The following is a 22747-nucleotide window of genomic DNA, read 5'->3' on the forward strand; positions in this document are numbered from 1 at the left end:
ACTCCTTCATGCAAAATAGAGGCTGACCGAGCCGTAAGGGCCGAAATCGGCGTTGATGGTATCGCCGTGCCGTGCCTCGATCGGACGGATGAATGAACCAGCCAGCACGATCTGTCCAGCCTCGATGCCATCGCCATATTGCGCCAGCCGGTTGGCGAGCCAGGCAACGCCGCGAGCAGGCTGGTTGAGGACGCCCGCCCCAAGCCCTGTTTCCTCGACCTCGGCGTTGCGGCTGACGATCGCTCCCATCCAGCGCATGTCGATCTCCCCGGGCCGCACGGCGCGGCCGCCGGTGACGATGCCGGCATTGGCGGCATTGTCGGAAATGGTATCGACGATGGTGCGCGGCTTCTTCGTCTGCGGATCGACGCGCAGGATGCGGGTGTCGAGGATTTCGAGCGCCGGCGTCACATAATCGGTGGCGTTCAGCACGTCGAAGATCGAGATATCAGGCCCGCGCAAAGGCGCCTTCATGACGAAGGCGATCTCCGCCTCGATTCGCGGCTGGATGAAGCGATCGGCCGGCACGGTGGCGCCGTCTTCGAACATCATGTCGTCGAGAAGCACGCCGGAATCGGGGATGTCGATGTTGAGCGCATATTGCATCGCCTTCGAGGTCAGCCCGATCTTCCAGCCGATTGGCTTGCGGCCGGCCGCGATCTTCTTTTTCATCCAGGCGCTCTGTACGGCATAGGCGTCGTCCATATCCATTCGGGGATGCCTCAGCGACAGAAGGCCGGCCTGGATGCGGGTGCGCTCAGCCTGGTCGAGGCTTTCGGCGGCCGCCTGGATTTCATCCTCAGACAGCATCACAACACCTCGTCGGCGATGGTGTTTTTCAGGATGCCAAGGCCGTCGGCCTCGACTTCGACGACATCGCCGGGTTTCAGCCAGATCGGCGGATCGAAGCGGGCGCCGGCGCCTGTCGGCGTGCCGGTAACGATGACGTCGCCGGGAACGAGCATGGTGAAGGTGGAGGTATAATTGATGATCTTGCGGAACGAGAAGATCATCCGGCTGGTGCGGTCGCTCTGGCGGACCTCGCCGTTGACGCGGGTTTCGAGCTTGATGTCTTCGAGCTGAGCGGCATCGGTGAAAGGGATCAGCCAGGGGCCGATCGCGCCGGTGCGATCGAAGTTCTTGCCCTGGGTGACGTTGAACTTGGCATGGCGCACCCAGTCGCGAATCGTGCCCTCGTTGCAGAGCGACAGGGCGGCGATGTGGGAGAAGGCGTCCGCCTCGGCAATCCGCCGGCCGCCCTTGCCGATGACGATGACGATCTCGCCTTCATAGTCGAGCTGCGGGCTTTCCGGCGGCCGGATCAGCGGTTCGCCATGGCCGGTGAAGGAACGGGGAAAACGGATGAACAGCGAGGGGTTGGAGGGTGCTGCCTGACCGTCCTTATATTCCTCGTTGCGGTCGGGGAAGTTGACCCCGACGCAGATAATCTTTTCCGGCGACGGAATAGGAATTTCGAAGCGGATGTCGTCGAGCGCGAAATCCGGCTTTAATGATCTGCTCTCCTCGGCGAGCTGAACGAGGCGGCCCGCCTCGATCACTTCGCGAAGGCTCGCCCAGCTTGCGCCGTGGCGAGCCGACAGGTCGATGACGCCGTTCTCGACGGCAAGCCCATAGCCATGATGGCCGTTTCTGGAAAAGGACAGGAATCGTGGATGGGTCATGCTTGTCTCGGGCCTTCTCTTGGCCTCAGGCGATACCGCCGAGGCAGACATATTTGATTTCGGTGAATTCCTCGATGCCGTATTTCGAGCCTTCGCGGCCGAGGCCAGAAAGTTTGACGCCGCCGAATGGGGCTTCGGCCGTCGAGATCAGCCCGGTATTGACGCCGACCATGCCGTATTCCAGCGCCTCGGCGACCCGGAAGACCCGGGCGAGATCCTTGGCGTAGAAATAGGAGGCAAGACCGAACTCGGTGTCGTTGGCCTGAGCGATCACATCGGCTTCGTCGTTGAAGCGGAAGAGCGGCGCCACCGGCCCGAACGTCTCTTCCTTGGCGACAGCCATGGCAGGGGTGACGTCGGCCAGCACAGTCGCCTCATAGAAGCGCCCGCCGAGTGGGTGGCGGTGGCCGCCGGCAACGACACGGCCGCCCTTGGACAGCGCATCGGCGACATGCTCCTCGACCTTGGCAAGGGCGGACTCGTCGATCAGCGGGCCGAGATTGATGCCCTCGTCGAAGCCGTTGCCGGTCTTCAACGCGCCGACGGCCTTCGAGAGCTTCTCGGCAAAAGCGTCATAGACGCCCTCCTGCACATAGAGGCGGTTGGCGCAGACGCAGGTCTGGCCGTTGTTGCGGAATTTGGCGATCAGCGCGCCTTCCACGGCCGCATCCAGATCGGCGTCGTCGAAAACGATGAAGGGCGCATTGCCGCCGAGTTCCAGCCCGAGCTTCTTGATGGTCGGTGCGCTCTGCCGGTAGAGTTCGGCGCCGACTTCGGTCGAGCCGGTAAAGGTCAGCTTGCGCACGATGGGGCTTGCGGTCATTTCGCCGCCGATTGCGCGGGCCGAACCTGTGAGAACGCTGAACAGGCCCTTGGGGAAACCGGCGCGCTCGGCGAGGATCGCGATGGCGATCGCCGAAAACGGCGTCTGCGAGGCCGGCTTCAGCACCATGGCGCAGCCGGCGGCAAAGGCGGGTCCAGCCTTGCGGGTGATCATCGCATTGGGGAAATTCCACGGGGTGATGGCGGCAACGACGCCGATCGGCTGCTTCATCACCAGGATGCGCTTATCCTTCTGATGGCCGGGAACGATGTCACCATAGACCCGCCGCGCCTCCTCGGCAAACCATTCGATGAAGCTCGCGCCATAGGCGATCTCACCCTTAGCTTCGGCCAGCGGTTTGCCCTGTTCTGCCGTCAGGATGCGGCCGAGATCGTCCTGATTGTCCATCATCAGCTGGAACCAGCGGCGCAGGATGACCGACCGCTCCTTGGCGGTGCGGGCGGCCCATTCCTTCTGCGCAATCTCGGCCGCGGCAATCGCCGCCTTGGTCTCGGCTGCGCCGAGATTGGGAACGCGGCCAATGATCTCGCCGGTCGCGGGGTTGTCCACCGCGATCCCATTGTCCCCCGCCTCGATCCAATCGCCGCCGACCAATGCAGCCTGCCGGAACAATGTTGCGTCTTTCAATTCCATGACTCTATCCTCGCCAACGTTGAAAAGCGGGCGATTTCGCCCGCTTTCGGGTAAACGTTCAAGGCGCGATGATCGGCTGTGCCTTCAGATCAGGCTCGACCACATTCGCGCCGGCAAACAGGCTACCATGTTCGAACCAGGATTTGGGAGCTGGTGCGCCCCAAAGTGTCTGGCGCTGCGGATCCTTGAGGTCCCACTTGATCGGCTCCAGATCGGGATCGACCGTCTGGTAATCCGAGCAGTAGATCTCGATGCGGTGGCCGTCGGGATCGAGGATATAGAGGAAGAAGGCGTTGGAGATACCGTGGCGGCCTGGGCCGCGTTCGATGTTGGCGACCCAGCCGGTGGTCGCCATCAGGTCGAGCAGGTCGATGATGTTGAGCGGCGTCGGCACCCAGAAGGCGGTATGGTGTAGGCGCGGGCCGCGGCCGTTGGTGAAGGCGATGTCGTGTACGCCGCCCTTGCGGTGCGTCCAGGCGGCCCAGAGGCGGCCGGTCTCGGCATCCTCGGTATATTCGGTGACGCGGAAGCCGAGCTCGTTATAGAAGGCGACGCTCTCGTCGACATTCGGCGAGAAGCAGTTGAAGTGGTCGATCCTGAGCGGCTTGACGCCCTTGTAGAGCGCATATTTCTGATGGATCGGTGGCAGGCGATCCATCTTCGAATAGAATTCGAGCGGAATGCCGTGCGGATCGCGGGTGCGGAAAGTGCGCGCCTGGTAGGGGCGCTCGACCCACTCGACCGGCAGGCCCTTATCCTTGAAGAAATGGGCGGCCTTGTCGAGATCCTCGTCGCCGAAGACCTTGAAACCGAGGTCGCGGGCTTCGGCCTTGCCGGATTTCTTCAGCACGATGCAGTGATGGCCGCGTTCTTCGAGCGCCCTGAGATAGATGATATCGGCGGTCTCATCCGTCACCTGCAAGCCGAGCGTATCGACATAGAAGGCGCGGGACTTGGCGAGATCGGTGACGCCGAGTTCGACATGGCTGAGACGCACGATGTTGAAAGGCGGATAGAGATTGGGTGTCGGCAGGGGCATGGGTTCCTCCTCTTAGAGCAACTTCCAGGAAAAGTGCGAAGCAGTTTTCCGTCCGGAATTGCGTAAAAACGAAATGTAAGAGCGGTTCCATGCTTTCTTGAAAAGCTGACCCGCTCTTATGCGCGCGGTCGGCTCAGCCGCCGAGTTTCTGGATGGCGTGCGACTTGGTGGCAAAGGCGACGTTCTTGGTTTCCATGTAGAAATCGAAGGACCAGTCACCGCCGTCGCGGCCGATGCCTGAGTTCTTGACGCCGCCGAAAGGCGTCGGCAGGTGGCGGACGTTTTCCGAGTTCACCCAGATCATCCCGGCTTCGAGATGGTCGGTGAAACGGAAGGCGCGGGTGACGTCTGATGTCCAGAGGTAACCGGTCAGGCCGTACTGGACGTCGTTGGCGAGCGCCAGCGCATCGGCTTCGTCCTTGAAGGGGATGGCTGTCAGCACCGGCCCGAAGATTTCCTCCTGGGCGATGCGCATCTTGTTGTCGGCGCCGGTAAAGAGGGCGGGGGAGACATAGCAGCCGCCGCCCGGGCCATCGAACTTCTCGCCGCCGGCCGCGAGCGTCGCGCCCTCGGAGCGGCCGATCGCAATATATTCCAGCACCTTCTTTTCGTGCACGGGATGGATAAGCGGGCCGATGACCGTTTCGGGATCGAGGGGATGGCCGACCTTGATGCGCCTGGCCTTTTCGGCGACGAGGGCGGTGAACCTGTCATAGACGCTGTCTTCGACCAGCAGGCGCGAGGACGAGGTGCAGCGCTCGCCGTTCAGCGAATAGATCATGAAGACGGCGGCGTCGGCGGCGCGTTCGAGATCGGCATCGGCGAAGACGACGACCGGGTTCTTGCCGCCGAGTTCGAAATGCACCCGCTTCAGTGTGTCGGCGCCCTGTTTCATGATCATCGAGCCGGTGCGGCTTTCGCCGACGAAGCCGATCGCCTTGATCAGCGGATGCTCCGTCAGCGCCTTGCCGGCGTCCTCGCCGAAGCCGTTGACGAGGTTCCACACGCCCTTGGGCAGGCCGGCCTCTTCGGCGATTTCGACGAGCAGGCGGGCCGTCAGCGGCGAGAATTCGGCCGGCTTGTGGACGATGGTGCAGCCAGCGGCCAAGGCCGGCGCGATCTTCCAGGTCGACAGCATGAAGGGCGTATTCCACGGCGTGATGATGCCGACCGGGCCGATCGGCACGCGCGTCGTCACGTTCACCTGACCGTCGGCGCGCAGCGCCTTGCCGTCACGAGCCTCCGGCGCGCGATCTGCGAAGAAGCGGAAATTTTCCGCACCGCGCAGCGCCGCCTTCGCCATGAATTTCAGCGACTGGCCGGTATCCATGCATTCGACGAAGGCGATTTCCTCGGCGCGCGCGACGATCGCGTCGGCTATTTTGTGCAGCAGCTTCTTGCGCGCATCGCCGGGCATGGCGGCCCATTCGCCAAAGGCTGATTTGGCGGCCTTGGCCGCACGGTCGATATCGGCGGCATTGCCGCGGGCGACGGTGGCGAGCGGCTTCAGATCGACCGGCGAGAGGGTCTCGAAGGTTGCGCCGTCACCGCCCCCCACATCCTCGCCGCCGATGCGGTTGAGGACGCCACGCTCCTTGAAGCGAGCAAGGTAGGTTTCCGCCTTTGCGATGTTTTCCTGCAGTTTGGACATCGTCTGTTTCCCTGATGTTGTCTCGTCCCGCGATACGGGGTTTTGTCACTTGCCGCGCAGCCGCGGATGAATGGCGTTCTTCTTCCAGCTCAGCTCCGCATCGATCTCGCGGATCTCCAGCGACAACGCGAAATGCGGCGTCTCGAAGAGGGGGGCGAGGACTTCCGCCGCACCCGCAAGGATCGCTTCGCCGGTGCGCTTCTTTTCCTCGGTCGTGCGGCCCTTGCCGATGCGGAAGTTCAGGTCGACGAAGGCGTTTTCGGCAAGCCGGTCGGCGATCGCATAATGATCGGCGCGAAGGGCGCGCACCCGCACCGCACCGATCTCGAAAAGCCCAGTCTCGAGCACGGTGTTCAGCAGCGTCTCGCAGAGCGCACCAATGTCGGCGCGGCCGTCGAGATTGGCCGAATATTCGATGGTGAGATGTGGCATCCGTCCTCCCACGGCTTATTTACTTAACACGTTAATCAATTTGTGAGGGATGTCAAGCGTCGATATCGAGCTTTCTTGCAAGCTCCAGACTTTCGGCGACATAACGCGACAGCCGCTCGGGAGCGTTCGGGATCTCGGGCCGCTCGGCAAGCCAGCTGATATAGGTGAGGCTCCTCAGCGCCATGAAAAGCGGCAGGCTTTGCAGCGCCGCATCGGAAAGGCCGCGCCTGTTGCGATAGCCGGCGATCAGGGCGTTTTCGATTTCAGGGTAGGCCGGTTCTTGGCGGTTCTTCAGCAGGGCCGTGGCGAGATCGAAAAGGCGGAAGCCATATCCCGCATCGTCGAAGTCGATGAAGGCGATATCGTCTTCGCTTCCCGTCAGGAAGATGTTCTCGCGCACCAGATCGGCATGGATCAGGCCGTAGTCGAGGCCGTGTCGCTGCGCATTGGCAAGACGGTCCCGCAAGTCGTCGCGCAATGCCGAAAGCGACGAGGCCTCGCCGCGTGAAAGCCCCGGGCAATCCCAGAAGCGGCCCCAGAGAGGCCTTTCTCCGAGGAGACCCTCGGCATCCCATGCCGGGCGGCGGAAGCCTGTTGGCGGCGCCCATGCGTCGGCAAGATCATGCATCGTCGCCATGACATGGCCGATGCGGAAGAAAATATCCGCCTGCGTCTCGGCCGATTCCGACAGCGGCGTGCCGGTCTGCCCGAGCGCCGTGCCGTCGATCCAGCTGACGACGTCGGCATGCTGCTCGGGAAACTTTCGGTTTGCCGGCAGTCGGACAAGGTTGCGCCCGTCGCCTGTTGGTACGGGGCTCGGCACGTCGAGACCTCCGCGCCGCAGTCCTGCCATGAAGGCGAGTTCCGAGTGCAGGCTCGTTTCGTCATGATAGCCCGGCCGATGCAGCCGCAAGGCGGCGGATTGCCCGTCGGCAAGAGTGATGCGGAAGACGGCGTTTTCCCGGTATTTCAGCAGGACCGGTTCATCCGCCCGCACCGCCCAATGGTCGAGCGCTTCCAGCGCCCGTTCCTGCAGGGCATCCCGGATGGTTTGCGGCAATTGATCGGTCATCTCAGCCTCACAGCCCCGACAGGACGTCGTCGAAGACCGACAACATCAGATCGGCATTTTCCCGGGAGAAGGGCATCGGCGGGCGGATCTTGGTGGCGCATTGATGGATGCCGATCTTGCCCATCAGCACGCCGCGCTCTCGCATTTCATTGACGATCCGGCTCGCCTCAGCGACGGCCGGCTCCTTCGTCGCCCGGTCCGCCACGAATTCCATGCCCATGAAGAGACCGCTGCCGCGCACGTCGCCGATGATCGTGTGTTTTTGCGCCAGACTCTTGAAGGCATCGCGCGTATATTCGCCGACGTCGCGGGCATTCTCGACGAGTTTCTCGTCCTCGATCACGTCGAGAACCGCCATGGCGGCCGCGCAGGAGACCGGATTGCCGCCGAACGTATTGAAATAGCGGAAGGCCTTGCGGAAGGCGTTCAGCACATCGGCATTGGCAACGACGCCGCCGACGGGATGGCCGTTCGCCATCGGCTTGCCGAGCGTCACGATATCGGGAACGATGCCGGCGCGCTGATGGCCCCACATATCAGAGCCGGTGCGGCCGAAACCGGGCTGCACCTCGTCGGTGATGACGAGGCCGCCGGCCTTGCGCACCGCCGCCACCGCCTTGTCGAGGAAGCCCCGCGGCAGATCCGGAAAGCCTTCATTAGCAAAGAAAGGATCGATGATCAGTGCGGAAAAACCATGCGGGCTTTCCTGCAGCGAGGCGATCGCCGCCTCGACTGCGGCCGCGAAGGCCGCGGCAAAGGCTTCGCCACCGAGCGGGCGGTAGCTGTCGGGCGCCGGCACGTGCCTGACATGGCCGCCGAAGCCGCCGACCGGCGGCATGCGGGTCGAGAGCTGCGACACGGCGGCGGTATTGCCGTGATAGGTATGGTTGGTGGCGATCACACCGGTCCTGCCGGTGACGGCCTGGGCCATGCGCAGCGCCACGTCGTTCGCCTCGCTGCCGGTGCAGGTCAGGATCGCGGCGTCGAGGCTGCTGTCGAAGGTCGCCGTCAGGCGTTCGACATAGTCGAGAATGCCCTCGTGCAGATAACGCGTGTGGGTGTTCAGCGTCGACGCCTGCCGGGTGATCGCTTCGACCACGCGTGGATGGCAATGGCCGACATGTGGCACATTGTTGTAGCAATCGAGATATCGCCGGCCGTCGGCATCCCAGAGCCAGACGCCTTCGCCGCGGACCAGATGGACCGGATCGTCATAAAAGAGCGACATGTTGCGGCCGAGAAGCCGCTCGCGGCGCGCGATAAGGGCAGCGTTGTCGGACATGATCAGGCTCCCGCGGCGGCAAGGCCGGCATCGAGCGCCGTCAGGATCGTCTGCACATCGCCCGCCGTGACGATCAGCGGCGGCGACATGATGACGTTGGCGCCGGAAGTGCGCACCAGCGCGCCGGCCTCATAGGCGGCATCCTGAACCTTCTGCATGACATCCTTCGATGCGGCGCTCTTCTTCTCCCGGTTGCTGACGAGTTCGAGCGCGCACATCAGGCCCTTGCCGCGCACGTCGCCGATCAGCTCATGCTTGTCCTGCAGCTTTTTCAGGCCGGCAATGAGTTCTTCTCCGCGAGCCGCAGCATTTTCGGCGACGTTGAGCCGCATCGTCTCCTTGAGCGTCGCAAGCGCGGCGGCCGCGCCGGCGGGATGGCCGGAATAGGTATAGCCGTGCCCGATGCTGCCGAAAGCGCCCTTGCCGGCTTCGAACACCTCAGCCACCTTGTCTGAGATCATAACGGCGCCAAAGGGGAAATAGCCGTTGGTGATCGCCTTGGCGGTCGACATCAGATCCGGCTTGACGCCCCAGAGGCGCGACCCCGTCCAGGCGCCGGTGCGGCCGAAGGCGGTGATGACCTCGTCAGCGATCAGCAGGATGCCGTGGCGGTCGCAGATCTCGCGCATCAGCGGCAGGAAGGTCTCGTGCGGGACGATGACGCCGCCGGCCCCCAGCACCGGTTCGACGATCAGCGCGGCGACGGTGTCGGCCCCCTGGAAGGCGATCTCGTCCTCGAAGAGCCGGCCGATCGCGGCGGCAATCTCCGCGCCATCCGTCGTATTGAACGGGTTGCGATAGGCGAACGGCGCCGGCAGATGGATGACGCCGGGCAGCAGCGGTTCGTAATTGCGGCGGAAATTCTGGTTGCCGTTGACGGAGGCGCCGCCGAAATGCGTGCCGTGGTAGCCCTTCTTCAGCGCGACGAATTTGGTGCGCTCCGGCTGCCCGTTGATCTTGTGGTACTGGCGAGCCAGCCGCAGGCAGGTCTCGACCGAATCCGAGCCGCCCGATGTGAAGAAGGAACGGCTCAATCCGTCCGGCTTGAACCATTCGGCAAGCTCGTAGGAGAGTTCGATCAGCGGCGAATTGGTGGTGCCGCGGAATGTCGAATAATAGGGCAGCTCGTCGAGCTGGTCGCGGATCGCTTTCTTCACCGGCTCGCAGGAATAACCGAGATTGACGTTCCACAGGCCGCCCACGGCATCCAGCACCTTCTTGCCCTGGATATCGACGATCTCGACGCCTTCGCCTGAGTTGATGATGCGCGGCGGCTGCGCCTGCATTTCGGCCGGATGGGCCATCGGGTGCCACATGTGGCGGGCGTTGTTTTCGATTATGAAGTTGGTTTCACGCATCTCAATTCCTCTCGTTCAGAGGCCCAGCATCGCAAGGGCGCGGGCATAGCTTTCGGCAGGGCGGGTGACGTCGAAATGCACATGCGGCAGTCCGACGGCTTCGGCGCCTTCGATGTTTTTCTTCTGGTCGTCGACAAAGACGCAAGCCTCGCGCGGCAGGCCGAGTTCGGAAAGCACCTGCTCATAGGCGCGCGGGTCGGGCTTGAGGATCTTGGTGTAGGTGGCATCGACGATGACGTCGAAGAGGTCGATCAGCGGGAAGCGCTTGCGGAATTCGGCTCCGTAGAAAAGGTCGAGTTCGTTCGACAGGATCGCGAGCTTCAAGCCTGCTTCCTTGGCCCGCAGGATGGCGTCGCGGGCCTCAGGGCGCAGCACCAACTCCGGCTCGGCGCCGCGGGCGCGGCGCACGAAAGTCTGCATATCGGTCCAGCTCTCTCTGACCATTCGGCCGATCTCGCCGGCCCGCGTCAGCCAATAATCGCGTTCGCTGATCTCGCGGTTCTGCATCGCCACCCAGAGCGGGTCGGTCGCCGTGTCGAACGGCCCAAGCCAGGTCAGCGAGCCTTGGGGAAGGCCGAGCGTCCGCTCGGTGATGTCATGCGTCTCGAACAGGGTGCGGGTGACCACGCCGCCGAAATCGAGGATGAGGGCGCGTTCTCTTGTCATGGCCGTCCTTCCGGAATGATGCCTTCGGCAACCCAGCTGTCGAAAAGGGCAAGGGCTGCGGCGGAAAAGGAGGGAGAATTGATGTGGGCGTCGACTTCCCGGAAGGTGACGGAGGGCGGAACAGCGCGGCGCATTTCGTCGAGGAAGGCGGCGAGGCCTTCCGGATCATGCAGCGGCTCGTCCGGCTTGTCCCATTCCTGCAACCCTTCGGTCGGCAGCAGGAAGGCGACCTTCGCATCGGCCCGTTCCAGCTTCTGACCGATCAGCCGCGCCACTTCCCGCCGGCCTTCCGGCGAGGTCGTCACCGACCCGATCAGCCGGTTATGGGCATGATAGGGGCGCTCGGCGAAAATGTCAGGCAGGGCCTGCCACGCCTGAAGATCGACCATGTCGACGGCGCCGGGGGCGACGATCTGCGGAATGCCGGCGCGGCCGGCACATTCGAGCCTGTCCGGCCCTGAGGTCACCACCGTGCCATAGCGGTGATTGCTGACCTCCTGGATGCAGAAGTCGAAGACGGCGGCAAAGCCGGATTGCGCGGCGATGGCTTCGAAGGCGCGGCCGCCCATGCCGGTGGAATGAAAGACGGCGACGTCATAACCGCGCTTTTCCAGCTCGGGCCGCAGATACTTCATATATTTCAGGCAGGAGGAACCGAGCGAGGTCATGCCGATCAGCGGGCGGGTGCGATCGGGTTTGGTTCCGTGCCTTGCGGCGCCGACGACCGCGCCGCAGGCCTGCGACAGCACCGAGCGGCAGATGCTGTTGAGGCCGTAGAGGCCGCCGGCCCACAGGATCATCATCAGGTCGGGGGCGATTCGTTCCGGCGGAATCAGGTGGGAATAGGCGATGGTCGAGACCACGAATTTCGGCACGCCGAGCGGCAGAACGGCGGCGACGTCGAGGGCGAGATCCGTACCCATGGAGCCGCCGAGCACGATGATGCCATCGACAAGCCCGTCCTCGTAAAGCCGGCGGGTCAAGGCCGCGGCGCCCCTGGCCATGGCGGCCATCGCACTGTTTTCATCGCCGTTTTCGGTGATCGCCGCAATCGAGGTCGCGGCCGCCTTGGCGATGTCGTGCTTGGAATGGTCGGGAATATAGGGCGGGTCGCCGAGAATGCTGACATCGACCATAACAGGCCGGCCGCCGGCTTCGGTGATGACCGACGCCATGAATTGCAGTTCGTCGCATTTGGTGTCACCGGTTCCGATGACAAGTATCTTTGGCGAGGGAGCCGCAGGGCTCATCAATCTCTCCTCCTGGTTTTTGGACTGGTTCCCGTGAGCCTTTCCGACCCGTAGTATTTTTCTGAAATTCCGTCGGCAGCGGCGATCGCCTGCGCGCCGAATTCGTAAATGGCGGTCTTGGTGGTGCGCGAGAGCGGGGCGGCGACGGCCACGCAGCCGATCGGCCGGCCGTCAGGCGCACGCACGGGTGCGGCGGCACTGATGACGCCGGCCTCGAGACCCTGATGACTGATGGAAAAGCCGCGCGCGGCCGTCTCGTCGAGCAGGCCGCGGACCAGCTGCGGGTCGACGACGGTATGGTCGGTGAATTTTTCGAGCGGCTTTCGCAGCGCCGCGTCGATCTCCGTCGACGGGCAGAAGGCGAGGAAGGCAAGGCCGGACGCGGTGGCGTGAAAGGGCAGGATGCTGCCGACATCGACGATGATGCGGTGCGCCCGCTGTGGATCTTCCACATGGATGGTCGACAGCCGGCCGCCTGAAAATTCGGAAAGATGCACCGTCTCCGCCGAGGATTCGGCAAGTGTCCTGATGAAGGGCACAGCGACCCGCAGGAAGGGATAGCGGGCCTCGCGGATGCGGGCGAGCCGAACTGGCGCCGAACCGATCCGATAGCGGCGGCTGTCAGGGTCCTGCTCGACGAAACCGTGTTTTTCCAGTTCCACCAGAAAGCGCCGTGCCGTCGCCTTGTCGAGCGAACACAGGCGGGCGATGTCGGTCAGACCCACCTCCTTGCCCAGCCGTGACAGGGTGTCCAGCAATGAAAGCGCCTTTCCGATCGTGCTCATCGTTCTTCCTCTCGGGGAGTAGGGTTCATGTCCCGGGCTTGTTGCATCCGGCTTTACGCCATCCGTCAAATCAGCCCGCAAACCCTGTACCGCGGCACGATAGCAGCGACCCAAGATACTTAACATGCGAATTAACTTGACAGAGCCCGGGATTGTTTGCAAGTCTATATTTGAAGCTGCGGTTCAAATAATGAACCATAAGCGCTGACGGCGGCAAAATCAACAAAAGCCAAAAACACCGTTTGTAAGTCCGGTTCTGGTGGAGGTCGCGTGCGCGCATCGCAGCGATGATCGGATGTCCTTAAACAAGGGGAACGAAGGCAGATGAATATGCAAAATTCGCAAAGCGCCGCAGAGAACCAGCTGCGCAAAAACAGTCTCGGCGTCGGCGCCGTGACCTTCCTGGTGGTTTCGGCCGCCGCACCGCTGACGGCGGTTGCCGGCGGCGTGCCGCTGTCGATGATGCTCGGCAACGGAGCGGGCATTCCGCTAACCTTCCTGCTGGTCACCGGCATTCTGTTGCTGTTTGCCGTCGGCTATGTCGCCATGGCGCGCCATATCCGCAATGCCGGCGCCTTCTACGCTTATACGGCTCAAGGCCTCGGCGGCCTGATGGGCGGGGCGGCGGCGCTGATCGCGATCCTCGCATACAACGCCATGCAGGTCGGCGTCCTCGGCCTCTTCGGCGCAGCGACCAGGGGCTTTTTCGCCGAGCAGCTCGGCCTCGACCTTCCCTGGTGGGTCTGGAGTTATATCGGCATCGCCTTTGTCGCCGTCTTCGGCTACCGGCGAGTCGATCTTTCGGCCAAGGTGTTGATGGTTCTCGTCATTCTCGAATATCTCGTCGTCCTCGTCATTGACGCTGCGATCCTGGCCAAGGGCGGTGACAGCGGCCTGTCCGCCACCCCCTTCACGCCCACCGCCTTCTGGAGCGGAACGCCGGCGATCGGCATCCTCTTTTGCTTCGCCGCCTTCATCGGCTTCGAGGCAACGACCATCTACAGCGAGGAAGCCCGCGAACCGCACAAGACCGTGCCGCGCGCCACCTATATCTCGGTTCTGATCATCGGCCTCTTCTACATGCTGACGTCATGGCTAATGGTGAACGGCGCCGGCGCCGACAAGCTCGTGCCCGAACTGCAGGGCCTCGCCGATCCCACGACTTTCCTCTTCGGCCTTGCCGAGCGCTATGTCGGCCACTGGATCACCGTCGTGATGAGCGTTCTCTTCATCACCAGTCTGTTTGCCGGCGTCCTTGCGTTCCACAACGGCGTTGCACGCTACATGTATGTCGCCGGCCGCGAGGGTCTGCTGCCGAAGTCGGTCGGCGTTACGCATCCGGTCTTCCAGAGCCCGCATGTCGGCTCCATCATCCAGACGGTCATCGCGGTTCTTGTCGTCGCGCTCTTTGCTATGACGGGCCAGGATCCGGTGCTCGCATTGTTTTCGTGGCTCACCAATGTGGCGACGCTTGCGATCATCCTGCTGATGGCCTTCACCGCCTTTGCGATCGTCGCCTTTTTCAGCCGCAACCCGGGGCTCGAGCGGAATGTGCTGGCCGTCAAGGTGCTGCCTGTCGTCACCGGCCTGATCTTGCTTGCGCTCGTCTATTATATCTCGGCGAATTTTGGCGCCATCGCCGGCGCCAATGGCGCGCTCGGCGTATTCCTGCCGGGTCTCGTGCTGATCGCCGGGATCGTCGGATTGCTAGCCGCAGCGCGCCTGAAGTCTGCGGATGCCGTCGGTTTTGCCCGGCTTGGCGCCGGGCAGGAAGCCTGACCGAACCCTATCAACGGTGGCGGATCATCTCCGCCACCCTTTTTCGTGAGAGCATGAGATGCAGGACAAGATCGATCAGTTGCGGACGCAGCCCGTTCCTCCCCAATCGCTGTTTATCGACGGTGCCTGGCGCCTGGCCGTCAGCGGAGCGGCGATGGACGTCATCTCCCCGATCGACGGAACCAAGCTAACGACGATCGCCGATGCCGGCGCCGAAGACGTCGATCAGGCGGTCAAAGCCGCGCGGCGCGCCTTCGAAAAAGGCGGCTGGTCGCGGGCAGCCCCTGCCGAGCGCAAGAAGGTGCTGCTGAAGATCGCCGAACTGATCGAGAAGAACGCGCTTGAACTCGCCGTGCTCGGCGTGCGCGACAACGGCACCGAAATCTCCATGGCGCTGAAGGCCGAGCCGGGCAATGCCGCCGGCACCTTCCGCTACTATGCCGAGGCGATCGACAAGGTCTATGGCGAGATCGCCCCGACAGCCGACAACATTCTCGGCCTCGTTCACCGCGAGCCGGTGGGCGTGGTCGCCGCCATCGTGCCGTGGAATTTCCCGATGATGATCGGCGCCTGGAAGATTGCGCCGGCCCTTGCGGCCGGCAATTCGGTGGTGCTGAAACCGGCCGAGGGCGCATCGCTGACCCTGCTGCGGCTCGCCGAACTTTGCACCGAGGCGGGATTACCCGATGGCGTGCTCAACGTCGTCACCGGCCGCGGCGCCGTCAGCGGCGAAGCGCTCGGACTGCATATGGATATCGATGTGCTCGCCTTTACCGGCTCCGGCCCGATCGGCCGCCGGCTGCTGGAATATTCGGCGCGCTCCAACCTGAAGCGCGTCTATCTGGAACTGGGCGGCAAATCGCCGAACATCGTCTTTGCCGATGCGCCGGATCTCGATCAGGCCGCCAAGATTTCCGCCTACGGCATCTTCCGCAATTCCGGTCAGGTCTGCGTCGCGGGTTCCCGCCTGCTGGTGGAAAAATCGATCCATCAGGAATTTTCGGAAAAGGTCGCCGGCATCGCCGCCTCCATGAGGGTCGGCGACCCCTTGCAGCTTTCCACCGAGGCCGGCGCAATCTCAAGCGAGATCCAGCTGCGGAAAGACCTCGGCCATGTCGCCCAGGCGGTGTCGGAAGGCTCTTTGCTGCGCACCGGCGGCACCCGCATCCTGGAGGAGACCGGCGGCTATTACATGCGACCGGCGGTCTTCGACGTGACGCCATCGATGACGCTTGCCCGCGAGGAAGTCTTCGGGCCGATCCTGTCGATCATTCCGTTCGAGACGGAGGCCGAAGCTCTGCAGATCGCCAACGCCACGGAATATGGGCTGGCGTCCGCTGCCTGGACATCGAACCTGTCGCGCGCCCATCGGATGGTCCGCGGCATCCGCGCCGGCGTCGTGCACGTCAACACCTATGGCGGCGCCGACAACAGCGTGCCGCTCGGCGGCGTCAAGCAATCGGGCAACGGCCACGACAAATCGCTGCATGCGCTGGATAAGTATGTCGATCTGAAAACCGCGTGGATCCAGCTCTGAGAGGAACGGCGCCAACCGAACTGCCGGTCAGCCGCTGATCCGCCTGCCGACACCTTCGCCCCGCTAGCGGGGCGAAGGGAGATAGCCGCAACCTCTCCGTTGCTCTCTCACGCCTAGCACCCCTCGTTCTGTTTACGGGGGTCCGAAGGACGAGTCGAGACGAGTGACTCGGCCCGGATCGGTAAGGGGCAGGCCACTGGCCAGAGCCGTTGGGGCGACAACAAGTCGGCTTTCCCATCGGTGGTCGGCAATGGGGAAGCCGACCGCCTATCCCCCGAAACTGCCCACCTGCGTCGGCACGTTGATATAGTTGCGGTCGAAGTATAGCAGTGCATTGCCATCCGCCCGCGCACGAATGCCGATCACCTGGCCGATGAAGATATGATGTGTGCCGACCAGGCGCGCCTCGGTGAGCCGGCAGTCGAAGGAAACCATGGCGCCGGCCAGCGCCTGGCTTCCCGACGGCATGTCGACCCATTCCGCCGCGGCATAGCGTGCTGCCATATCCGCCTGGCGGCCGGCGAAATAGCCGGCGAGCTCCTGATGGTCATCGGCGAGTACGTTGACGCAAAAGCGGTGGTTTTCGAGAAAGATGCCGCATTGGGCCGAGCGACCGTTCATGCAGACCAGCAGCGTCGGCGGTTCGTCGGTGACGCTGCACATGGCGGTGGCGGTGAACCCGCCGCGCCCGGCGGGTCCGTTGGTGGTGATGACGTTGACCGGGGCACAGACCCTGGCCATCGCGTCGCGGAACTCGATTTTCGAGACTTGCTCCTCCATGGCCGTCTCCTCACTCGGCCGCGTTGCGGACGGCGGATGCCTGATCGAGCGGCGGCAGCCAGGTGTCGCCGGTCCAGCCGGTTTCGTCGTAATCGCTCATGCATTGGTCAACGAGCGCTTCCATCTCCCTCAGCCGCCCGCCGCGCTCGGCGCCCTTCAGCACCTGCAGCCGGACCTCCTCAGGCGCACCGGCATAGTTGAGTTCGTAAAGCGCGTGGCGGCCGCCGAATTCGGTGCCGATGGCATCCCACAGCAGTTTCATGATCTTGATGCGCTCGATATGGCCCATGTCGTTGGAGCCGCGCACATATTGGGCGAGATAGCGGTCGATCTCGGGATTGCCGAAATCCTTGGCGGAGGAGGGGAGATAGATCAGCCCCGAGGCGACGACCTTGCGCACCGTCTCGATTACGCGCGGATAGGCCTCCGACATGAAGGTGCGGTAGGAAAGGGCTGCCTCCATGTTGGGCAGCACGGCGCCATTTGCCCATGGCTGGGGATTGTGGGCCATGGCGTTGGAGAAGGACCAGAACATGTGGCGCAGCGCGATGACCTCGCCGAGTGCGGCCTGATTGCCGCGGAAGGCGTCGCCGCCGGTGGCGCGCAGCGCCTTGGCGAGCAGCCCCGCCATAAAGTCGAGCTTGACGGCAAAGCGCGTGCAGCCCTGGAAGCAGTAGCCGTGCATGAAGCCGGAAGCCGGGTGAAACGACAGGATCTTGGCCGCATCGCGCAACACCAGCACGTCCTCCCAGGGCACGAAGACGTTGTCGAGCACCAGGATCGCATCGTTCTCGTCAAAGCGCGACGACAAGGGATAGTCGAAAGGCTGACCGACCGTGTTGGCGGTCTGCTCGTAGGAGACGCGGCAGAACATCTTGATGCCAGGCGCATTCATCGGCACAATGAACATGACCGAGAGCGAGGGATCTTCCGTCACCGTCGCCGAGCTCTGGGCGAGGAAGTTGTAATGTGTCAGCGCCGAGGAAGTCGCCACCACCTTGGCGCCCGAGACGTAGATGCCGGCATCGGTTTCCTTGGTGATGTGAACGAAGACATCCTTGACGGCATCGGCCGGCTTGTGCCGGTCGATCGGCGGATTGACGATCGCATGGTTCATGAACAGCGCTGCTTCCTGGGCGCGTTTGTGCCAGGCGAGCGCATTGTCCTTGAACGGCCCATACCAGTCGGCATTGGCGCCGAGCGTGTTCATCAGAGCCGCCTTGTAGTCGGCGGTGCGGCCCATCCAGCCATAGGACATGCGGGCCCAATCGGCGATGGCGCCTTGCTGGGCGACGAGCTCGGCCGAGGATTTCGCCACCCGGAAATATTTATGCGTATAGCCGCCATTGCCGGTATCGGTCGGCGATGTCAGGCGGTCCTTGGTCTTCTCTGCGTGCAGCGCATCATACATCCGCGCGATCGAACGGGCGGAATTGCGCATCGACGGATGGCTGGTGACGTCGGCGATGCGCTCACCGTTGATATAGACCTCGCGTCCGTCGCGCAGGCTGGCGAGATATTCGGCGCCGGTGAACGGACGGGTCTTGTCGCCGCGGTGGTCTTCAGCTCGCATGTCAGGTTCCTCCCTTGGAATATTGATAGAAGCTAAAACGGGAGCGGCGGGCACACCATGGACAAAGAAGGGAATTCGCTGGTACTTTTTCCGCTATGGCGACACGAAACGATGTTCCGAATTTTTTCGTCTATGGCGAGCCGAGCCGCTCGCTCGATGTGGGATTCCTGCACGTCGAAACGGTGATGGAGCGAAAAAACCTGCATTTCGGCCATGTCTCGCCGCACAAACATCCGCTGATGGGACAGATCACCTATTGGTTTCAAGGGGGCGGAACCTATCGGATTGAAGACGAAACTTGGAATTTTTCCGCTCCCGCCGTGAGCTTCGTGCCGAGCAACGTGGTGCATGGTTTCGATGTCGACGAACAGTCCGACGCGATCGTCGTATCGGTCTCGGACGACATGCTGAAGGCGATCGTGCCGCAGATCGCGCTCAATCTCGACGTGCCGACCTTCCTGACCGGCCAGCCTGCAGATCCGGTATGGACCAAGCTCGCAACACTGCTCGACATGGTCTCCGAGGATTATCGCGATCGAGGTGCGTACGGCGAACAGGTGCTTTGCGGCCTGATTTCGGTCGTGCTGTCGCTGATGGGCCGCATCGGCGGCCGGGTCGCCCTGCCGTCGACCTCGGCGACTGTCTCACTCGGCCTCGCGCTGCGCCGTCTCGTCGATCTTCACTACAGAAAGGATTGGCCGGTGAGAGCCTATGTCGATCTGCTTGCGACCACGCCGCATCTGCTCGACAAGGCCGCCCGCGAAGTCTTCAGATTATCCGTCAAGGAATTGCTGCTGGAGCGGCGCCTGTTGGAAGCCAAACGCCTGCTGATGTTCACCGTCCGCTCGGTGGAAGATATTGCCGGCGAGATCGGTTTCGACGATCCCGCCTATTTCTCTCGCTTCTTCCGCAAACGCACCGGCGAGGCGCCGGCCGCCTGGCGCCGGCGGCATTTGCAGGCGGCATCGTGACGAGCGACGGAACTGTCGCTATCGGTCATCGAAGAAAGATCAAAGCCATCCCGACGACAACAAGAGCGGCGCCGGCCCAGGCGCCGCCGGCCGGGCGTTCGCCGGTTTTCAGCCACAACAGCGGTAGAATAATCGCGGGCGATGTTGCCGACAGTGTCGAAACGATACCGACCTTGCCGCCAGCCAGCGCAAAGAGCAGGAGTGTCATGCCCATGCCGAGGGCGATGATCCCGGTCAGGGCGGTCAATGCCGCGACCTTGAAGGTGAGCGGTCCCTTCGGTTTGACCGACTGGACAGGCAACTGGATCAGGATGCTGAGGCAAAGGGCCGCCATGGCGACACGCAGCAGGGACGCGACGAATGGATCGATACCGCTGACCATGACCGGTCGCGCGATGATGGAACCGACCGCCTGGCCGGTTGCGGCGCCCAGCCCAAGCAGGACGCCGATCCACAGTGGCCCCTTGATCCTCTCCCATTGATGGATCTGCGATCGGCTCTTGCCGAACACGATGGCGAGAAAAACGCCTGCGGCCGTCAAAGCAATCCCCACCACCGCGGAAAACGATAGAACCTCCCCCAGCACCAGCCAGCCGAGCAGTGAGGCAATCGGAGCGTTGAGGGCGAACAGGATGCCGGCACGACGCGGGCCAAGCCGGTTCAGGGCGGCAAAGAGCAGCGTATCGCCGATGAAGATGCCGATCAGTCCGGACAAGAGCAGCGGACCGACGCTTGCCTCGTCCAGTTGGCGCCAGGATCCGGTAAAAATCACATAAAGCGCCAAAAGACCGGTGACGAAAACCTGGCGGACCCTGTTGAAGGCCGGCGCGCCGAGATGGCCGGATGGACCCGCCGCGATCAAACCCGTAAAGGCCCAGCACGTTGCCGCTCCGAGCGCGGCAAGTTCATGAATTGGCATCTTGCTTCGATCCTCAATGCATGTCGTCCGGAATGTGCAGCGGTTCCGGGTAACGACATGCATATAACAAAGGACCAAAGCGCGGCGCATGGATCAAGTTTGATGCGACGCGCTTTGGAATCCGGGCGCGAAGCGTTTAAACGTGATTGAAGAGCAACTGTCGAGGGCTGTTCGATGCGACGCCACGGACGGCTTCTCAGCCACCGTCATCGACAGGACATCGAGCAACATTTGTCAGTGTCATTCTCTAGCTGACGGCATGGCCGGCCAGGCCGTAAACCGCCGGCTCCCCATTCTTCCTGTTCAGGAAACGCCGCCCCTTGGACATGGTCGTCACGGTTTCCGAGACGGCCAGCCGGCTTTGTTGAAGGAACTCGGCGAAGAGGCCTTTTTCCCGCGTATCGACGCGCGCGAAGCGGCCAGCCAGATCCTTGAGATGCACGGCGGTAAGATGGATCGCGTCCTGATCATTGCTTGCCACGATCGGGCCGACCACATGGCCGCGTCCGAACTCGCGGCACATGGAATAGCCGACGATTTCGTCACCCCGCCGGAGTGTGCAAACGGAAGCACCTTCGGCAAGTAAAGCCAGCAATTTGCCGCGATCGGTGCCGAAAGCGCGCGTATCGAGAGCGTTGATCTCCTCGACATTGTCATTTGACAATTCGCTCAATTGCCCGTTCAGCTCCGGCAGGGGAGGGAGCTTGGGCGCGACATCTCCCTGGTATTGATAGACAATCGCTTCCTTGGTGAAGCCGAGCGAAACATAGAGTCTGTAAGCCGCATGGGTTGAATTCAGGCTCAGATCGCGGTCGCCGCACTGCTCGAACACCTGCTCCATGAGCCATCGGCCGGTCCCTTGCGCCTGCGTGCGCGGCGATGTGATCACCAGCCCGATCGTGGCGAAATCGTCCCCATGCGGAAACCACATCGCGCTTCCGAACACGCGTCCGATCCCATCGACGGCAACGATGCCGCGGCCCGCACGCCGCAGGATATCCCAGTCCTTCGGCCGGTGCGGCCAGCCGACGCCGATCGACAATGCGTGAAGCAGGCTGACATCGACACTGTTGATATCCTGCGCAATCAATTCGAACGATTTCAGCCGCACTGATTTTTGCATTTCGGGTATCCGTTCCGTTCGCCAGATCACCAGACTCCACTGGAAGTGAACAGCGTCTTTGATCCTGCGCCGATTGCAACCGAGTCACAATATCGCACACCAAGGCCGGCAGGATTGGCTTGTTCGCCGCAACAATTCGAAATCTTCAGCTGAACCGAGGCCCCACTCAGCAGGCAAAACTCCTGCCTTTGCTTAGGCTAGTTAGCATCTCGACCACTCCAAAGGCAACTTGGTCACCCATGGACGTCATAGATATTCTTGCGAGGCTGATCGCGTTCCCTTCCGTCGTCGGAACGACGAACGGCGCGATTGCCGACTGGATAGCCGACTATTGTCGGAAGGCGGGAGCCGAGGTGACGGTCCACCCCGGCCCGGAAGGTGACCGATACAACCTTTTCGCGACCGTCGGACCACGCGAAGGCCGAGGTTACATTCTGTCCGGACACATGGATGTCGTGCCGGCCGGTGAACGGGAATGGAGTTCGGATCCTTTCGTGCTACGCGCGGCGGGAGACAGGCTTTACGGACGCGGCGCCACCGATATGAAAGGTTTTCTCGCCTGCGCACTGGCCGCATTGCCGAAGCTTGCCGCCATGAATTTGCAGCGGCCAATCCACTTTGCCTTCTCCTATGACGAGGAGGCAGGCAGCCGCGGGGTGCCGCATCTGATCGCGGCGCTGCCGAAGCTGTGCAACGCCCCGCTGGGTGCAATCATCGGCGAACCGAGCCGGATGCAGGCGGTGCGGGGGCATAAGGGCAAGGCAGCGGTCCGGCTGGAGGTGATCGGGCGATCAGGTCATTCCTCTCGTCCTGATCTCGGATTAAACGCCATTCATGCCATGGCCAATCTCATCACAGAGGTCGCCGAATACGGCAGGTCCCTGACGAGCGACCCTTTCCACCACGATTTCGCGCCACCCTACTCGTCATTGCAGGTCGGTGTCATTGCCGGCGGCCAGTCGGTCAACATCATACCGGATCGCTGCACCGCCGATATCGAGGTTCGCGCCGTGCCGGGTATCTCGCCGTCATCGCTGCTCGAGCCGGTAAAAGCCAGGCTCACGGCCCTCAGAGACCAGGGATTCGAGGTCGGCTGGCATGAGTTGAGCGCCTACCCAGGTCTTGCGCTCCCCGAAGGCAGCGAACTCGCAGCGCTGCTGACGGAATTGACGGCGCAGAAGCCGCTGGCCGCGGTCAGCTACGGCACGGAAGCCGGGCTCTATCAGCAAGCCGGCATCGATTCGATCATTTGCGGACCGGGGGATATCGCCCGTGCGCACCGGCCCGACGAGTATATCGAGATCGGCGAGCTCGCCGCATGCCAGACGATGATCGAGAAACTCGGCGCCTCCCTTGCCGAAGGCTGAAAGA

The 22747-nt window shown here is 62.8% G+C and carries 20 protein-coding genes; 4 read left to right on the forward strand and 16 right to left on the reverse strand.

The features are described 5' to 3' along the window. Positions 1-6: 6 nt before the first annotated feature. The 12 genes from hpaH to FHX03_RS24625 form a co-directional block, all read right to left on the reverse strand. On the reverse strand, positions 7-810 hold the full coding sequence (hpaH, locus tag FHX03_RS24570; protein ID WP_131711242.1) for a 2-oxo-hept-4-ene-1,7-dioate hydratase: 804 nt from the start codon (positions 808-810) through the stop codon (positions 7-9). Beyond that, positions 810-1682, reverse strand: coding sequence for a fumarylacetoacetate hydrolase family protein (locus tag FHX03_RS24575; RefSeq protein WP_183855866.1), 873 nt, complete (start codon positions 1680-1682; stop codon positions 810-812). The genes hpaH and FHX03_RS24575 overlap by 1 nt, the downstream gene beginning before the upstream one ends. Positions 1683-1707: 25 nt before the next feature. Further along, positions 1708-3159, reverse strand: a complete 1452-nt coding sequence (gene gabD / locus FHX03_RS24580) for an NADP-dependent succinate-semialdehyde dehydrogenase (protein WP_097626232.1) — start codon at positions 3157-3159, stop codon at positions 1708-1710. 58 nt (positions 3160-3217) lie between these two features. Beyond that, complete coding sequence (gene hpaD, locus FHX03_RS24585; RefSeq protein WP_183855868.1) at positions 3218-4198, reverse strand: 3,4-dihydroxyphenylacetate 2,3-dioxygenase; 981 nt, start codon at positions 4196-4198, stop codon at positions 3218-3220. A 133-nt stretch (positions 4199-4331) separates the two neighbouring features. Then, complete coding sequence (gene hpaE / locus FHX03_RS24590) at positions 4332-5849, reverse strand: 5-carboxymethyl-2-hydroxymuconate semialdehyde dehydrogenase (protein ID WP_183855870.1); 1518 nt, start codon at positions 5847-5849, stop codon at positions 4332-4334. 45 nt (positions 5850-5894) lie between these two features. After that, entirely contained in the window at positions 5895-6281 is a 387-nt protein-coding gene (locus tag FHX03_RS24595; protein WP_097626235.1) for a 5-carboxymethyl-2-hydroxymuconate Delta-isomerase, read from the reverse strand. A 52-nt stretch (positions 6282-6333) separates the two neighbouring features. Then, positions 6334-7353, reverse strand: coding sequence for a phosphotransferase (locus FHX03_RS24600; protein ID WP_097626236.1), 1020 nt, complete (start codon positions 7351-7353; stop codon positions 6334-6336). 7 nt (positions 7354-7360) lie between these two features. Next, entirely contained in the window at positions 7361-8635 is a 1275-nt protein-coding gene (locus FHX03_RS24605; RefSeq protein ID WP_097626237.1) for an aspartate aminotransferase family protein, read from the reverse strand. 2 nt (positions 8636-8637) lie between these two features. Then, positions 8638-9993, reverse strand: a complete 1356-nt coding sequence (locus FHX03_RS24610) for an aspartate aminotransferase family protein (RefSeq protein WP_183855872.1) — start codon at positions 9991-9993, stop codon at positions 8638-8640. Between the two features lie 15 nt (positions 9994-10008). Next, entirely contained in the window at positions 10009-10659 is a 651-nt protein-coding gene (locus FHX03_RS24615) for an HAD family hydrolase (protein WP_097626239.1), read from the reverse strand. Beyond that, complete coding sequence (locus tag FHX03_RS24620; protein WP_183855874.1) at positions 10656-11909, reverse strand: Tm-1-like ATP-binding domain-containing protein; 1254 nt, start codon at positions 11907-11909, stop codon at positions 10656-10658. Before FHX03_RS24620 ends, FHX03_RS24615 begins: the two co-directional genes overlap by 4 nt. After that, a complete protein-coding gene (locus FHX03_RS24625; RefSeq protein WP_183780182.1) occupies positions 11909-12694 on the reverse strand; it encodes an IclR family transcriptional regulator in 786 nt (261 codons plus the stop codon). Before FHX03_RS24625 ends, FHX03_RS24620 begins: the two co-directional genes overlap by 1 nt. A 324-nt stretch (positions 12695-13018) precedes the next feature. Here FHX03_RS24625 and FHX03_RS24630 point away from each other — a divergent pair, with 324 nt between their 5' ends. Then, positions 13019-14473: an APC family permease gene (locus FHX03_RS24630; RefSeq protein WP_183780185.1), complete on the forward strand. Its 1455-nt coding sequence runs from the start codon at positions 13019-13021 to the stop codon at positions 14471-14473. 58 nt (positions 14474-14531) lie between these two features. Continuing rightward, on the forward strand, positions 14532-16010 hold the full coding sequence (locus FHX03_RS24635) for an aldehyde dehydrogenase (protein WP_097626243.1): 1479 nt from the start codon (positions 14532-14534) through the stop codon (positions 16008-16010). Between the two features lie 267 nt (positions 16011-16277). Here the strand turns inward: FHX03_RS24635 and FHX03_RS24640 are convergent, their stop codons facing one another. Beyond that, positions 16278-16790, reverse strand: a complete 513-nt coding sequence (locus FHX03_RS24640; protein ID WP_183855876.1) for a flavin reductase — start codon at positions 16788-16790, stop codon at positions 16278-16280. Positions 16791-16800: 10 nt separating this feature from the next. Next, on the reverse strand, positions 16801-18363 hold the full coding sequence (locus tag FHX03_RS24645; RefSeq protein WP_183780188.1) for a 4-hydroxyphenylacetate 3-hydroxylase N-terminal domain-containing protein: 1563 nt from the start codon (positions 18361-18363) through the stop codon (positions 16801-16803). 95 nt (positions 18364-18458) lie between these two features. Here FHX03_RS24645 and FHX03_RS24650 point away from each other — a divergent pair, with 95 nt between their 5' ends. Further along, positions 18459-19334: a helix-turn-helix domain-containing protein gene (locus FHX03_RS24650; protein ID WP_097626245.1), complete on the forward strand. Its 876-nt coding sequence runs from the start codon at positions 18459-18461 to the stop codon at positions 19332-19334. 25 nt (positions 19335-19359) lie between these two features. Here FHX03_RS24650 and FHX03_RS24655 read toward each other — a convergent pair whose 3' ends face one another. Both FHX03_RS24655 and FHX03_RS24660 read right to left on the reverse strand, forming a co-directional pair. Then, the gene (locus FHX03_RS24655; protein WP_097626246.1) at positions 19360-20253 is read right to left on the reverse strand and encodes a DMT family transporter; all 894 of its coding nucleotides are present in this window, start codon (positions 20251-20253) and stop codon (positions 19360-19362) included. A 247-nt stretch (positions 20254-20500) separates the two neighbouring features. Further along, the gene (locus tag FHX03_RS24660; RefSeq protein ID WP_183780191.1) at positions 20501-21376 is read right to left on the reverse strand and encodes a GNAT family N-acetyltransferase; all 876 of its coding nucleotides are present in this window, start codon (positions 21374-21376) and stop codon (positions 20501-20503) included. Positions 21377-21615: 239 nt separating this feature from the next. Between FHX03_RS24660 and argE the strand changes: the two genes are divergently transcribed. After that, complete coding sequence (gene argE / locus FHX03_RS24665; RefSeq protein ID WP_183855878.1) at positions 21616-22743, forward strand: acetylornithine deacetylase; 1128 nt, start codon at positions 21616-21618, stop codon at positions 22741-22743. Positions 22744-22747 lie beyond the last annotated feature (4 nt).

The sequence above is a fragment of the Rhizobium sp. BK456 genome (assembly GCF_014194045.1).
Taxonomy (GTDB): Bacteria; Pseudomonadota; Alphaproteobacteria; order Rhizobiales; family Rhizobiaceae; genus Rhizobium; species Rhizobium redzepovicii.